At 63.3% G+C, this 14265-nt stretch carries 14 protein-coding genes; 3 read left to right on the top strand and 11 right to left on the bottom strand.

Going from position 1 to position 14265, the window contains the following annotated elements:
* Positions 1–32: 32 nt before the first annotated feature.
* The 9 genes from BRA49_RS01470 to BRA49_RS01510 form a co-directional block, all read right to left on the bottom strand.
* The gene (locus BRA49_RS01470) at positions 33–1052 is read right to left on the bottom strand and encodes a chorismate synthase (RefSeq protein WP_292382816.1); all 1020 of its coding nucleotides are present in this window, start codon (positions 1050–1052) and stop codon (positions 33–35) included.
* On the bottom strand, positions 1049–2413 hold the full coding sequence (gene aroE, locus BRA49_RS01475) for a shikimate dehydrogenase (RefSeq protein WP_292382817.1): 1365 nt from the start codon (positions 2411–2413) through the stop codon (positions 1049–1051). The genes BRA49_RS01470 and aroE overlap by 4 nt, the downstream gene beginning before the upstream one ends.
* On the bottom strand, positions 2410–3678 hold the full coding sequence (gene aroA, locus BRA49_RS01480; protein ID WP_292382818.1) for a 3-phosphoshikimate 1-carboxyvinyltransferase: 1269 nt from the start codon (positions 3676–3678) through the stop codon (positions 2410–2412). The genes aroE and aroA overlap by 4 nt, the downstream gene beginning before the upstream one ends.
* Positions 3675–4469, bottom strand: a complete 795-nt coding sequence (locus BRA49_RS01485; RefSeq protein ID WP_292382819.1) for a prephenate dehydratase — start codon at positions 4467–4469, stop codon at positions 3675–3677. Before BRA49_RS01485 ends, aroA begins: the two co-directional genes overlap by 4 nt.
* Entirely contained in the window at positions 4466–5290 is an 825-nt protein-coding gene (locus BRA49_RS01490) for a prephenate dehydrogenase/arogenate dehydrogenase family protein (protein ID WP_292382820.1), read from the bottom strand. The genes BRA49_RS01485 and BRA49_RS01490 overlap by 4 nt, the downstream gene beginning before the upstream one ends.
* 5 nt (positions 5291–5295) lie before the next feature.
* Complete coding sequence (locus BRA49_RS01495; RefSeq protein WP_292382822.1) at positions 5296–6282, bottom strand: 3-dehydroquinate synthase II; 987 nt, start codon at positions 6280–6282, stop codon at positions 5296–5298.
* The gene (locus BRA49_RS01500) at positions 6279–7064 is read right to left on the bottom strand and encodes a 2-amino-3,7-dideoxy-D-threo-hept-6-ulosonate synthase (protein ID WP_292382823.1); all 786 of its coding nucleotides are present in this window, start codon (positions 7062–7064) and stop codon (positions 6279–6281) included. Before BRA49_RS01500 ends, BRA49_RS01495 begins: the two co-directional genes overlap by 4 nt.
* Positions 7065–7068: 4 nt before the next feature.
* Positions 7069–7860, bottom strand: a complete 792-nt coding sequence (locus BRA49_RS01505; protein WP_292382825.1) for a 2-amino-3,7-dideoxy-D-threo-hept-6-ulosonate synthase — start codon at positions 7858–7860, stop codon at positions 7069–7071.
* Between the two features lie 301 nt (positions 7861–8161).
* The gene (locus BRA49_RS01510; protein WP_292382826.1) at positions 8162–8650 is read right to left on the bottom strand and encodes a multiprotein bridging factor aMBF1; all 489 of its coding nucleotides are present in this window, start codon (positions 8648–8650) and stop codon (positions 8162–8164) included.
* A 57-nt stretch (positions 8651–8707) separates the two neighbouring features.
* Here BRA49_RS01510 and BRA49_RS01515 point away from each other — a divergent pair, with 57 nt between their 5' ends.
* Positions 8708–9946 (top strand): proteasome-activating nucleotidase, encoded by a 1239-nt coding sequence (locus BRA49_RS01515; RefSeq protein ID WP_292382828.1) that lies wholly within the window; start codon positions 8708–8710, stop codon positions 9944–9946.
* Between the two features lie 246 nt (positions 9947–10192).
* Here the strand turns inward: BRA49_RS01515 and preA are convergent, their stop codons facing one another.
* Positions 10193–11398 (bottom strand): NAD-dependent dihydropyrimidine dehydrogenase subunit PreA, encoded by a 1206-nt coding sequence (gene preA / locus BRA49_RS01520; RefSeq protein ID WP_292382830.1) that lies wholly within the window; start codon positions 11396–11398, stop codon positions 10193–10195.
* Between the two features lie 304 nt (positions 11399–11702).
* Here preA and BRA49_RS01525 point away from each other — a divergent pair, with 304 nt between their 5' ends.
* On the top strand, positions 11703–13073 hold the full coding sequence (locus BRA49_RS01525; RefSeq protein ID WP_292382915.1) for an RNA-guided endonuclease TnpB family protein: 1371 nt from the start codon (positions 11703–11705) through the stop codon (positions 13071–13073).
* Here BRA49_RS01525 and BRA49_RS01530 read toward each other — a convergent pair.
* A complete protein-coding gene (locus BRA49_RS01530; protein ID WP_292382832.1) occupies positions 13008–13619 on the bottom strand; it encodes a GNAT family N-acetyltransferase in 612 nt (203 codons plus the stop codon). The genes BRA49_RS01525 and BRA49_RS01530 overlap by 66 nt on opposite strands.
* A gap of 175 nt (positions 13620–13794) precedes the next feature.
* Between BRA49_RS01530 and BRA49_RS01535 the strand changes: the two genes are divergently transcribed.
* Complete coding sequence (locus BRA49_RS01535) at positions 13795–14052, top strand: tetratricopeptide repeat protein (RefSeq protein WP_292382833.1); 258 nt, start codon at positions 13795–13797, stop codon at positions 14050–14052.
* Positions 14053–14265: the final 213 nt, after the last annotated feature.

Genomic DNA, 14265 nt, shown 5'->3' on the forward strand with positions numbered 1-14265 from the left:
AACGAACCGCCACACCTCGCACCTTGCGGTGCTCAAGCTCCGGCCCTCCAGCCCGTCGCACCCAGCCCCCGGTACTTCGCCTGCTCAAGCATCGCATCCATGATGACAAGCGCGAGCATGCACTCCGCGACCGGGACCACCCGTGGCGCGATGCAGGGGTCGTGCCTCCCCCCGACCGAGATCTCCCGCTCCGCCCCGGCCGTATCGACGGTCTGCTGGACCCGGCGTATCGAGGGCGTCGGCTTGACGGCGAGCCGGACGACGATCTCCTGCCCGGTGCTGATCCCGCCGAGGACGCCACCCGCGTGGTTGCTCGTAAACCCGGTTTCGCGAATGGGATCGTTCATCTCACTCCCGTAGAGCCGGGCGGCGGCGAACCCCTCACCTACCTCGACGCCCTTCACCGCGCCGATCCCCATCATCGCCCCGGCGATGGCAGCATCGAGCTTCCCGAATACCGGATCCCCGAGGCCCGCCGGACACCCGGCAGCCGTCACCTCGACGATCCCGCCCACGGAATCGCCGGCATCGTGGGCAGCACGGATCTCCTCTTCCATCGCTGCCGGCTCTGTCGCGCCGTGGACCTCGACGACCCTCCCCCGGACCGCGATGCCTTGGGGCTCAAGGCAACGGATTGCGACGGCGCCTGCCGCGACCCGTGCAAGGGTCTCGCGACCCGAACTCCGCCCGCCGCCCCGGTGGTCGCGGAGCCCGTACTTCGCCTGCCAGGTGTAGTCCGCGTGCCCCGGCCGGAAGACGTCCCGGAGCGCGTCGTAGTCCTCCGACCGGACGTCACGGTTGGCGACGACGAGCGCGATCGGGGCGCCGGTCGTCTTGTCCTCGAATGTCCCCGAGAGGATCTCCACCCGGTCGGCCTCCTGCCTCCCGGACTCAAGCGGGCTCTTCCCCGGCCGCCTCCGGTCGAGGTAAGGCTGGATATCCGCCTCCGTGAGGGCGACCCCCGGCGGGCAGCCGTCGACGACCACACCCACCGCCAACCCATGGCTCTCGCCGAACGTCGTGCACCTGAAGTTTCTCCCGAACGTATTCATGCAAGCATCTCCCGAACGAGTTCAGGCGTCACCGCGATCCCGGTGATCAGCCGGAACTGCTCCGCCGCCTGGTGGACGAACATCTCCGTGCCGGGTATCGTCTCGCACCCGGCCTCCCCTGCCGCCCTGATGAGGGGCGTTGCCGGCGGTGTGTAGACGAGGTCGAATACGGTCGTCTTCCGCTCGAGGTCGCAGGGGGTAAGCAGGCTCCGGGTATCGGGCTCCATCCCGACCGGGGTCGTGTGTACCACAACATCGGCGTCGCTCCCCTTGAACTCTTCCAGTGCCCCCCACCGGCACCTGAACCGGTCGGCGAGCGTCCTCGCTGCCTCCGGCCGTCGGGCAAGCACCGTCACGTCCATATCGAGCGAGAGGAGGGCGTAGACTGCCGCGGCCGCCGCACCCCCCGCGCCGAGGACCACCGCCCGGGCGCCCCGCCGGTGGGCGAGCGGGGCCCGCACGCCCACCCAGTCGGTGTTATGGCCGTACAGCCTTCCACCGCACCGCACCACGGTGTTCACCGCCCCGATCGCCGCTGCGTGCTCGTCGACCTCGTCGAGGTGGCGCATCACGTCAGTCTTGAACGGGATCGTGACCGATAAGCCCTTGAGCGGGAGGAGGGAGGCAAGGCGGACGATCGTCGCCGCGTCCGGCCACTCAAGAAGGGTGTAATGGTAGTGCATCCCGAAGTTTTCGAAGAGCCGGTTGTAGAGGAGCGGGCTCCTGCTGTGAGCGCACGGGTGGCCGGCGATGGCGCAGACCCGGAGGCCTGGGTCCCGTTCGAGCATATCCCGCAGGGCCACTAGCCCGAACCGCTCAAGGAGGGTGTCGCGGTCACGTCTCTCTCCGGGAGAGATGCCGTCCTCCCCGGCAATCTGCCGGAGGATCACCCCTGCGACCTCGCGGGGCGGGCGGGTGCCGGTATCGATGCAGGTATCGGCCGCACCGATGTATGCCTTCTTCCTTTGGGCGAGGAGCGTGCGCACCTCCTCGGCCGGCGAGAGGTCGGTCAGCCCCGGCCGGTTGCTCCCGGCGATCCGCTCAACGATTATCTCGGGCGCGGCCGAGAGGAGGTAGACCCTGCCGTGCCGCCGGAGGTCCGCGACGTTTGCCGGGTCCATGACCGCCCCCCCGCCGGTGCTGATCACGCCCTCCACATCCCAAAGCGACGCGATCACCTCCCGCTCGAGAGCGCGGAAGCCGGCCTCCCCGTGTTGCCGGAATATCTCCGGGATCGGCATCCCTACCAGTTGTTCCACCAGCGCATCGGTATCGAAGAACGGCAGCCCGAGGCTGTTCGCGAGGATGCGGCCGACCGATGTCTTTCCGGTCCCCCGGAATCCGGTGAGGGCGACCTTCACAGCAGGCCCTCCTTGTAGAGCGCCTCCCAGAAGCCGGGGAAGGACTTCTCCACGCATTCGGGGTCACGGATCGCCATACCCCCGACCGCGAGGCCGAGCACGGCAAACGCCATCGCCGTCCGGTGATCGTCGTGCGGGTCGACGGCGACGCCGTGGAGGGGCGCGGGGGTGATCGTGAGGGAGTTCTCCCCGACCTCGACTCCTGCCCCCATCCTCCGGAGGGTATCCGCCGTCACCCCGACGCGGTCGCTCTCCTTGTATTGCAGGTGCGCCGTCCCGGTGATCGTCGTCGGCGACGCTGCGACTGCCGCCACCGCCGCGAGCGTCTGGACGGTGTCGGGGGACGAGGACATATCGATCTCGATCCCGGCAAGGTCGTCCGCTCGCTCCACCGTCACCACGTCTCTCCCTGCGGTGACCCGGCACCCCATTGCCTCGAGGGCATCGAGGAACCGGCGGTCACCCTGGACCGACGCCGGGTTCAAGCCTGTGACCGTGGCCCGCCCCCCGCAGACGGCCGCGACCGCGAAGAGGTAGGAAGCCGATGAGTAATCGCCCTCGATCCGGTAAGCCCTCCCCTGGTAGGGGACGCCGCTCTCCACCCGGAACCAGTCGTAGCCCCGCCGATCGAGGCGGGCGCCGAACCGGAGCATCACGTCCGCGGTCACATCGAGGTAGGACCGCGAGGCCGGGGTTGCCGGGAGCGCGAGCTCCACATCGTTATCCGCGTAGGGCGCCGCCATCAGGATGGACGATATAAACTGGCTGCTTACGCTCCCGTCGATCTCTGCCTTCCCGCCGCGGAGCCTGCCGGAGATGCGGATGGGCGGGTAACCGGGCTCACCGGTGAACGTGACCTCCCCGCCGAGCGTGCGGAGCGCCCCGGCAAGGGGGCCGACCGGCCGTTCGAGCATCCTCGGGCTCCCCGTCAGCACCACCGGGTGCTGCGAGAGGAGCGCCGCCGAGGCGAGGAGCCGTAGCGTCGTCCCGGAGTTCCCGCAGTCGATGGTGACCTCTCTCGCCGCCGGGAAGGCGCCGCCGCACCCGGTGACGGCAATCTTCCCCGGCAGCCACTCGAGAGATACGCCGAGGGTATCGAGCCCCCGGGCGGTCAGTTCCGTATCGACAGCGCGCAGCGGCCCTTCGATACGCGTTTTTCCCGCGGCGAGCGCTCCTGCTATCAGCGCCCGGTGGGTGTAACTCTTGGAGGGCGGAGCCTCGAACATCGCATCGACCGGTCCGGTCTGCGATACCCTGACGATCATATACCCGGCACCTCCATGCGGGCGTAGCATCCGAGTTCCCTGACACTGGTCATGCTTTTGAGTTCCTCCCTTGCCTCCTGCAACCCTTCCGAGACCTCGAGGTCGATGAAGAAGACATACTTCCCGATGCCCCGCCGCGACGGCCGCGACTCGATCCGGGTCAGGTTGATCCCGCGCCGGGCGAAGACTCCGAGGATATCGGCGAGGAGGCCGACCCGGTCGGTATCAGGGTCCACGAGGAGGCTGCACTTCGTGCATCCCGCGGAAGCGCGGGGAACTGAGGATATCTCTACGAATCGGGTGGTGTTCTCCCTGCTGTTCTGGATATCCCGGACAACGACGGGAAGACCGTAGATCGTCGCCGCCATCTCCGGGACGACCGCACCGGCGTCCTCGTCTCTCTGCATTGCGACCGCGCTTGCGGCGTTGCTGCTCGTGTGCACGACCTCGACACCGAGGCGGTCGAGGATGATGGAGCACTGCTCGTGCGTCTGCGGGTGGGCGTAGATGACCGAGAGGCGTGTGGGCTCCCCGCGGGCCGCGAGGTGGTGCCGGACAGGCATGTAGGCCTCTCCGGTGATGGAGACGCCGAACTCCAGGAGCCCCTGGAGCGTCTCCCCCACGCCGCCGGCCTCCGAGTTCTCGATCGGCACGAGGCCAGTTGCCGCGCCGCTCGCCACACGCTCGATGATCGAGCGAATGGTCGGCAGGAGTTCGATATCGTCACCATAGAGTGCGGCGGCGAGTTCGTGGCTGAACGTCCCGGGCGGCCCGAGTGTTGCGACGGTCATCGGTTCACCACATGGTTGATGAGGTCGTCCGTCTCTGCCGTCGCGGCGCCGAGGTATGAGGCGTAGTAAGCAGCATTCTCTGTGAAGAACGCCTGGAATCGCTCGTCATCGCCGGACTCCACAATCGCGCGGAGCGTCCGGACCACCTCCTCGAACTCGCTGAGCACCTCCGGGACGACCGGGTTCATCTGGAGGATGTCGCCGTAAAGCCCGGGGTCCTGGGCGAGGAGGCGCCCGACGAACCCCAGCTCGATCCGGTAGACGGGGCTCGTGAACGACAGGGTCTCTCCGACGTCGGTACCGGTCCGGCGGATGGCCTCCGCCTTTGCGAGCGTTATGAAGTGAGTGAGCCCCTGGATCACCGCCATCATCCGGTCGTGGGCCTCAGGCGTCGAGAGGGTGATCGCCGCCCCCTGGTCGCGGAAGATGGAGAGGAGGCCTTCGAGGGTCTCAGGCCCGCACCGGGCCGGCGTCGCGACGATTGTCTGGCCCCGGAGCGATGCGGCGCCCGGCCCGAACATCGGGTGGAGCCCGATCACCTCCGCGCGCGATTCGAGCATCGCACGGACCGGTTCGACCTTGAGGGACGTCAGGTCGCAGAAGACCTGCTCCTCCGACAATAACCCTGCGACCTCCCGGATCACCCCGACGGTGACGTGGATCGGCACCGAGACCATGACGAGGTCCGCCATCTCCGCGACGTCCCGGTTGGTGAGGGAGGTCTTCGTCCCTGAGACGATCACCTCCCAGCCGGCTTCCTCAAAGACTCCCGCAAAAAACCGCCCCATCTGCCCCGTGCCGCCGATGATACCTGCAAGCATCGCCGTCACTTCTCCAGGATCGTCTCGGCGACGGCGATGCCGAAGTGCCGCCCGCCCTCCGCGATGCTGCCGAGCACTCTGTCGCCTACCGCGAGGTTCGCAACCGATACGGCCGACCCGTCCTCTCGAACAAGCCGGATCGTCTCGGCATTCTGGAGGACCAGGCTCACGGTTGCGTCGCCGGCCTTCGCCTCGACGAGGAGGAGGGGGCGGCGCTCGATCTTCACCCGGCCGACGACCGCATCATGGGTCGCGCCGGTATGCTCCGCAACGAGCACCGTATCGCCTATCGCGAGGTCGGCGAGGTATGCCGTCTTCCCGTTGGGGAGGAGGATGTAGGCATGCACCGCCCCGGCGTTCACCCGGAACGGTCGCGGCGCCACGTAGGGGTTCTCCAGGGTCTCGGGGTGGACGAGCAGGAACGCCGAGGAGGTGTTGCCGACGAGCATCCCCTCCCCGTCGGTGAGGAGGGAGCAGGTGTCCACACAGACCCGGTCTCCCATTCCGACGGGGACGATCCGGGTCACCTCGAACGTCGTGAGGGGAACCGCTGCGCCGGCGCCGGCGACCGTCTCTGCAACTCGCCGGATCTCCGCCGGGTCGTCGGTCGAGAGGAGGATTCCTGCCGTCCCGCGCTCGAGGGCGGTCAGGGCGAGCGTCGCCTCATCCGCGTTCGTGACCGCGGCGATGATCCGGCTCGATTGCGCAACGAGGTTCTCGAGCGGTATGACCGTCCAGTCCCGTGTCCGGACGATGACAGGGCCCCGGGCCGCGAGCCGGAGCGCCTCCTCTTCGGTCGCCTTATCGACGATCTCGATCTCGAAGACGTCTTTTCCCGGGACGAGGTCGCCGTTCTCTGCGACGGTCGTCACTCGCCCGAGTTCCCGCACGTGCTCTGCGTCGTCCACCACCAGGGTGTCGGCACCGCTCTCGATCGCGGCGGTCGCAAGATTCTTCCTCCACGGCCTGATATCGACCCAGAACTGCTTCATCGCTCCGTCCCCAGTGCCTCGGCGGGGCTTACGCCCCCATGCACCACCCGCGCGATCGCGCCTATGAACCGGCCGGGGTCTTCGCGCTGGAAGGCGTTCCTCCCCATGCAGACACCCGCCGCGCCCGCCCCGATGGCGTCCCGGATGGTCGTAAGCGTCTCGAGGTCCCCACCCTTCTCGCCGCCGGCGATCATCACCGGCACCGAGCAGGCCGCGGTGATCCGGCGGAATGTCTCCGGGTCGCCGGTGTAGGTTGTCTTGATCAGGTCGGCCCCGAGCTCTTCGGCCACCCGGACACAGTGTCCGATCGCCTGCGGCGAGGTCGGGTCAATCCCCTTGCCGCGGGGGTAGATCATGATCAGGAGCGGTATCCCCCAGCGGTTGCAGTCCCGCACCACCGCGCCCGCCGACTCGATCATCCTTGATTCGTTCGGGGCGCCGAGGTTGATGTGGATCGAGACCGCATCGGCGCCGAGCGCGACCGCCTCCTCCACGGTGCAGACGAGCACCTTATCGTTCGGGTCCGGGTTCATCGATGTGCTTGCGGAGAGGTGCACGATGAGGCCGATATCCTTCCCGTGCTTCCGGTGTCCTCCCTTCACCATCCCCTTGTGAAGGACGATGGCGTTTGCTCCCCCTTCGCTCACCGCGTTGACGGTCTTGGTCATGTTGCAGAGCCCCTCGATCTGGCCCATCGTGAACCCGTGGTCCATCGGGATGATCACGGCGCGGCCGGTGTTTCTGTCCATTATCCGCTCGAGGCGGATCTCTTTGCCTATCATCTTCTCACGTCCTCAGAATCTCCATCGCTTCTTCTGCCGACCGCCCCTCGTGGACGATCACCGCCGCGGCACGGATCAAGCGGTCGGGTGCCGGGTGCTGGAAGGCGTTCCTCCCGATCGATATCCCGGCGGCTCCTCCTTCCATCGCGCCCTCGATGAGGTCGAGGATCGCGCGTTCGTCGGTCTTCGAGCCTCCTGCGACCACGACCGGCACCGGGCACCCTTGCGTCACCTCCCGGAACGAGTCCGCATCGCCGGTGTAGACGGTCTTGACGATATCAGCGCCGAGTTCAGCGGCCACCCGTGCGGAGAGTTTGACGCATTCAATGTCGTGCTCGTCCGCGACCTTCCTGCCCCTCGGGTACATCATCGCAAGGAGCGGCATCCCCCACTCCATGCACTCGACGGCGACCCGCCCGAGGTCTGTAAGCATCCGTGCCTCGGAGTCGGCCCCGACGTTGATATGCACCGAGACACCGTCGGCGCCCATCTTCAGGGCGTTCGTGACGGTATTCACGAGCACCTTCTCGTTCGGGTCCGGGCCGATGCTGGTGCTCGCCGAGAGGTGCATGATCAGGCCGACATCCCGTCCATGCCCACGGTGCCCGTGCAGTGCAAGCCCCACGTGACCGATCACCGCGTTCGCCCCCCCTTCGGCGATGAGGTCGATGGTCCTTCCGACGTCGACCAACCCCGGGATGGGGCCGAGCGTCACGCCGTGGTCGAGCGGCACGATGATGGTCCTGCCGGTATTTCGATCCATGATACGTTCCAGACGAATCTCTTTTCCTCTCATAATCAAGATCCTCCCGGATTTGAGCGATTACCGTCATCCCGGGAATGATTTAAAACGGGGTAAAATAGCGATAGAACGCTGCCGCTCCGAAATTACGGACATCGGCGATAAAAAACTGGCTGGTTGCTCCTGCGGGGGTGGTTACTTCGTTAGCCGAGGTAAAAACATTCACCGGCGAAAAAACATTCACCACGCATTAGGTATGTTGTTACGCGTGCAAGTATAAAAATATGCCGGATCTTCGTGCATGAAGAGAATCCGGGACGAACCGGTCCCCGGGGAAAAAATATGGAAGAGGGTCTTACTTCCGGCCCTTCTTGAACGATATAACGTCGCCGACGGTCATGGTCACCCGTCCCGGCCCGCCGACGGAGGTGCTGTCTTCGGCCGAGTCAATCAGCCTGATATCGAGAGCTTTCTCGAGTTTTCGCCGGACGTCGTCTTCAGGGATGAGGTCTCCCTTCTCTATCTTTTTGACGAGGAGCTCGCGCTCCCTGATTGCCTGTGCAAGGTCGAGCGTAGACCATTCTTTCCCTTCACGGGCGACCCGGATCCGGTCGGCGTAATCGCTGACGAGCTCGCCTTCCATCAGGTCGAAGACGTCCCGCGGCCTCCTCCGGGCCTGTGGAACGGCGACACCCGGTTTCGTCTGCGGGGCACCCCTTCGTCGCGGTTGCTGGACTTCTGTACCGTGTTTTGCGCATCGGAGGCAGACACAGAGTTCTGCACCTTCGATCTGGATGGTTTTCGACGGTCCTTGTATGGGAGCGCCGCATAGTTCACACTGCATAAGTCTCGCAAACAACTTTATATTCATTTTAACCTATATAATTATTCGAGGAGACCCATGGGAGATATCGTTCGGCAGGCGCCAGAGAAGGATACCGGTGAAGACATCTACCAGTATCTCCTGGAACGGATTACAAACCTCGAAAACCGAAACCTGGAGCTACGCGAGCAGTTCCGTCAGATGGAGTCCGAAAAACGATATATTGAGACCCAGAAGATCCGTTACGAGCGCGAGCTCAGAAAACTCAAGAGCGAGATCGAACAGCTCAGAAGCCCTCCTCTCGTGATCGGGACCGTTACCGACGTTATCGACAACAGCCGGGTGATTGTGCGCAGCAGCGCAGGGCCACGATTTTTAGTCCGTACGTCACAACTTATCGACCCCGATCTCCTCAAACCGGGTGTGAGATGCACGCTCAACCAGCAGTCCCTGGCGATAGTGGATGTGCTCCCAACAAGCTACGACGCGCAGATCTACGGTATGGAACTGGTCGAGTCCCCGGAGGAGACTTACGGGAAGATCGGCGGCCTCGAACCGCAGATAGAAGAGGTCAGGGAAGCTGTCGAGCTCCCCCTGACAAAGCCGCAACTCTTTGAGAAGGTCGGCATCTCCCCGCCGAAGGGCGTGCTGCTCTACGGCCCGCCCGGCACGGGAAAGACGCTCCTCGCCCGGGCGGTGGCCCACCAGACGAACGCACACTTCCTCCGCGTGGTGGGCTCGGAGCTGGTGCAGAAGTACATCGGCGAGGGGGCCCGCCTGGTCCGGGAGCTCTTCGACCTCGCGAAGCAGAAGTCGCCGTCAATCATCTTCATCGACGAGATCGATGCGATAGGTGCACACCGGAACGACTCGACGACCTCCGGGGACCGGGAGGTCCAGAGGACGCTGATGCAGCTCCTCGCGGAGATGGACGGTTTTGACAACCGCGGGGACGTCAAGATCATCGCCGCCACGAACCGGATCGATATCCTCGACCGCGCCCTCCTCCGCCCGGGCCGGTTCGACCGGATGATCGAGATACCGCTCCCCGACCACGCAGGAAGGCTTGCGATCCTGCAGATCCATACCCTGCACATGAACCTTGACAAGGACGTCAACCTCTCGGAGGTCTCCCGGCTCACCGAGGGGAAGAACGGCGCCGACCTCCGGGCAATATGTATGGAAGCGGGCATGTTCGCCATCAGGATGGAACGCGACGCCGTCAACAGCGACGACTTCATGAAGGCAATCGACAAACTCTCGGTGGACTTCGACCGCCACCACTTCCACACGACCTTCGGCGAGATGTTCGCCTGAAGGGCGTTTCCTTTTTTGCGCACGTCGTGTTGAATCCGGTGAGGAGACACCCGGCAAAGTTTCTCTCAGAACTGGGGCTCATAATCGAGCGATACGCTCTGGCCGTCGCGATCAATCCCTCAGAGATGCAGTATCTCGCCTGATGCAATCCCTTTTTTCTGTTAAAGCGGCTGCCCTACGCGATACGAGTCCTGACGGGGCTGATGGTCCGACACCCGGGTGGCGCTATGGGTGAGCCGCACCCGTTTACAAACCGGGCAGCATGACGATCACGCCTTCCGGGCAGACGTGGGAACAGAGGCTGCACCCGTCGCACCGATCTCTCTCGATCGCGACGCGCTGGTCGACTATCGATACCGCATGGTATCCCCCGTCGCGGCAGGCCGTCACGCACCGGCCGCAGGATATGCACCGCTCGGGGAATCCTACGGCTGCAAACCGGTAAATGCTCCTCGATAAGGATGCATGTGTCCCGATGCGGGGGAGGGCGCGGCCCCTGAGTGCCCCGACTCCCGCAAACTGCTTCTCTGCAAGGTATCCCGACAGACCTCTATCCATCTCACGGACGATCCCTGCCCCTTCCCACATCACCGCCGTACATACCTGGACCGCCGACGCCCCGGCCGCTATGTACTCGGCAGCGTCCTGCCACCGGGAGATGCCGCCGATCCCCATGAGAGGGACCGGGAGCTCCCGGGCAATCTGCGAGATCACCTTTAGGCCGATCGGCTTCACCGCGGGCCCCGAGTACCCGCCGTAGGTGCTCGCCCCGGCAACCGAGGGGCGCGGTTCGAGCGTATCGAGGTCGATGCCCATGAGGCACTGGACCGTGTTGATGGCCGAGAGGATATCGGCCCCGGCGTCGACCGCGGCCGCGGCAACCGGCATGATATCCGTCACGTTGGGGGTGAGCTTGACGATCAGGGGAACCGCGGCGACCTTCCGCACCGCCCGGGTCACCTCGCGGACCAGGTCGGCGTGCTGCCCGATGGCCGCACCGACCCCCCGCTCCGGCATCCCGTGGGGACAGGAGACGTTCAGCTCGATCGCATCCGCCCCGGCGTCCTGCACGGTGCAGGCGAACTCCTGCCATTCTTCCGGATCGGGCGAGGCCATGATGCTCGCAACGAGGACCCTGTCCGGGTACTCCCTCCGAATGGCGGCGATCTCCCCGGACCAGTAGGACTCATCCTTCCTGCTTAAGAGTTCGATGTTCTCAAAGCCGAGGAGTCCAGAACTCTCGTCTTTCCAGGCTGCAAAACGGGGTGAAACATCCTGGATCTCCATCGCATCCGGGACGATGGTCTTCGTGACCGCACCCGCCCAGCCGAGCCGGAACGCGCGCCGGATCTGCTCGCCCGATGCGGTCGGCGGACCCGAGGCGAGCAGGAACGGGTTCTTGAGCGTAAGCGGACCTACGGTGGTTTCGAGGGAGAGATCGGGTACGGACATGGATTTTTCCTCATCTGAAGTGTGCTGGAGTTCCTTATGGACGTTATTATCCGGCAGGGTTCTTCCCCGTCCCATGTTCACCATTCGTCGCCACCTCGTAGAGCCCCGAAACAATAACGGGCTCATACGAAGTGGAGCCGGGCGATTTATCTTCCGGGGTTGAAGGGGCGGAGCGAGAAGACCCCGGCCTGAAGGCCGGGGATGAAAGCGGAGCCTCTTCGTCATATTCCCGACGAATTACCTGAAAATAGATATTATTATAAAGACACGTAATACTTGTATGCTTCAAGCCTACAAGTATCGGATGTATCCCAACCGGGAGCAGGTTGCATCCCTCCTGCAGCACATCCATGCCTGTCGGTTTGTGTATAACTCTTCTCTGGAACAAAAGATCCGGGCATACGAACAGGAAGGTCAAAAACTCTCCTGCTTTGACCTGAACACCCGCCTTCCCGCCTTCAAGGAAGAGCATCCGTGGCTCAAGGAGGTCAACTCTCAATCACTCCAGAGTGCCAACAAGAACCTCGACAATGCCTTCACCCGGTTCTTCCGCGAGAAGAAAGGGTTTCCCCGGTTCAAGTCAAAGAAGAATCCGGTACAGTCCTTTCAGGTACCCCAGCATTACACCGTGGATTTCGAGCGAGGTCAGATCAAACTCCCGAAAATCGGTGAGGCCAAGACAACTCTCCACCGGACATTCACCGGGAAGATGAAGTATGCAACGGTCTCGGTGACTTCGACCGGGAAATGGTTCATCAGTATCCTCGTCGATGACGGGAAACCCGAACCCGCACCGGTACCGTTTGCTCTGGATACGACGCTCGGGATTGATGTTGGCCTGGCCGATTTCGCCACCCTCTCGACCGGGGAGAAGGTTGAGAACCCCCGGTTCCTGAAAAACTCTCTCCAGCGCCTGAAGGTATTGCAGCAGCGAGTATCCCGGAAGGTAAAAGGATCGAAGAATCGGAAGAAGGCGATCCAGCAACTTGCCCGGTGCCACGAGAAGGTCGCCAACCAGCGGAACGAGTTCCTGCACAACCTCTCTAATCGAATCGTGAGCGAGAACCAAGCGATAGCAGTGGAATCGTTGAATGTCGCCGGTATGCAGAAGAACCATTGCCTTGCCCGGAGCATCTCCGATGCATCGTGGAGCACGTTCTTCACGATGCTGGAGTACAAGTGCCGGAAGTACGGCAAGACGCTCCTGAAGATCGGGAGGTTTGAACCATCATCAAAGATATGCAGCACCTGTGGATACCTCAAGCGGGATCTCACCCTTTCGCATAGAGAATGGGTGTGTCCTGACTGCGGCACTCACCACGACCGCGACATCAACGCGGCGATCAATATCAAAAAATTCGCTCTCCAAGATCAGAATCTTGTTGGAGTAGCAGGTGTGGAACGCACCGTCGAGCCTGTGGACTCGCTCCCGATGGGGAGGAGAATGAAGCAGGAAGCCCCGCCCGAGAGGCGCGGGGTAGTTCACACGCGGTTGAGGAAAAAACCTGCAGGGGCGGTAATGAGAAAGGGTATCGGAACGGGATACACACGCGCGCAGCACACCCGGACTTTTCACAGCTCTCTCACTCCCGGAGAAGTATACTCATCATCAATGCATGGCCGGGGACCCGGCCGTGAACGTCTCTCTCAGTCCCGAACGACGCTCCGGGGTTAGATCGCTCGCGAGGAGGCCGAAGACCAGGCGATCGTAATATCCGTCCCCGGCATGCCAGTATTGCCGCTGGGTACCCTCGAGAACAAAGCCGCATCTCTCCATCACCCGCCGCGATGCCATGTTACCTGCGACGGTATCGCCGTTCAGCCGGTAACCGTCGAGCGCGGTGAACGCGAAGAAGACCAGGAAGGTGCAGGCCAGGGTGCCGTAACCTCTTTTCCAGTAGGTATCGTCGAGTTGGTAACCGATCAGGAACGATCTCGGGCTGTAATCGACCGGCAGAAGTGCGCACTGCCCGACAAAGTCCCCGGTGCGCTTCATTCTTACCGTGAACAGATGGTGATCCGGCGTTCTTCCCTCCGCAAGCGCTGCCTGCATCTCCTCGATCAGGGGGAGGAAATAGGAGCGGGTGGCCTCTTCTGTGTTCGGCCCGAAGAACATCCACCTGCAGACCGACGCCTTCGCGAGCATCCGGGATATGTCGGGGAGGTCGTGCTCGGTACAGTAGGAGAACCTCAAATCCCCGCCGATCCAGCTCTGCTGCATGTATCAATCTTCGCCCTTTCCCTATATAGGAGGAGAGCGTTCTGCGATGAGGAGGGCATCCCGGCGGAAGAGCGGGAGCCCGAGCACCGATGGAATGCAAACGAATATCGTCTTTCCCGGAAAAGCGCCTTGGACGACTTCGCGAGTGTCGATACCCTCCTGAGGGGAACAGGCAATGAAATGTTTTAACATATCTCTCGAACTCGATCCCGAATTTGAAGATGCCTGGCCTGGTAAAAGTGTCGCACCCTACAATCCGGGACGGTATCAGGACGTGCTTCCATCCGTAGACAGGGCTCTTGAACTTAATCCGGAGTATGCTGTGGTCTGGTGGATGAAGGGGGAGGTTCTGTCAAGTCCGGGCAAACCTGATGAGGCCGATCATTGTTACGCCAGGGCTCAGGAGATAAATCCGCGTTTTTCCAGAACTTAGAGATCTGTTCAAACCCATTTCCAGGTCTTCACCTCTACCCTGCTGGGATTGGTGCTGGGCCCGGTTTGCCCCCGGGATCGGCCTTTTTCCTCGGCATGTCCCCCCCTGCAGTGGACCATGGTGGCTATTGCCTTTGGGGGAACGACTGGCCGAAGGGTGTGACTGCCGGGACGCGCGACGGTTCTAATGAACCGGAGCACGAGCATCGCAGGT

Origin of the sequence: Methanoculleus sp. UBA430, assembly GCF_002506585.1 — an archaeon.
Taxonomy (GTDB): Archaea; Halobacteriota; Methanomicrobia; order Methanomicrobiales; family Methanoculleaceae; genus Methanoculleus.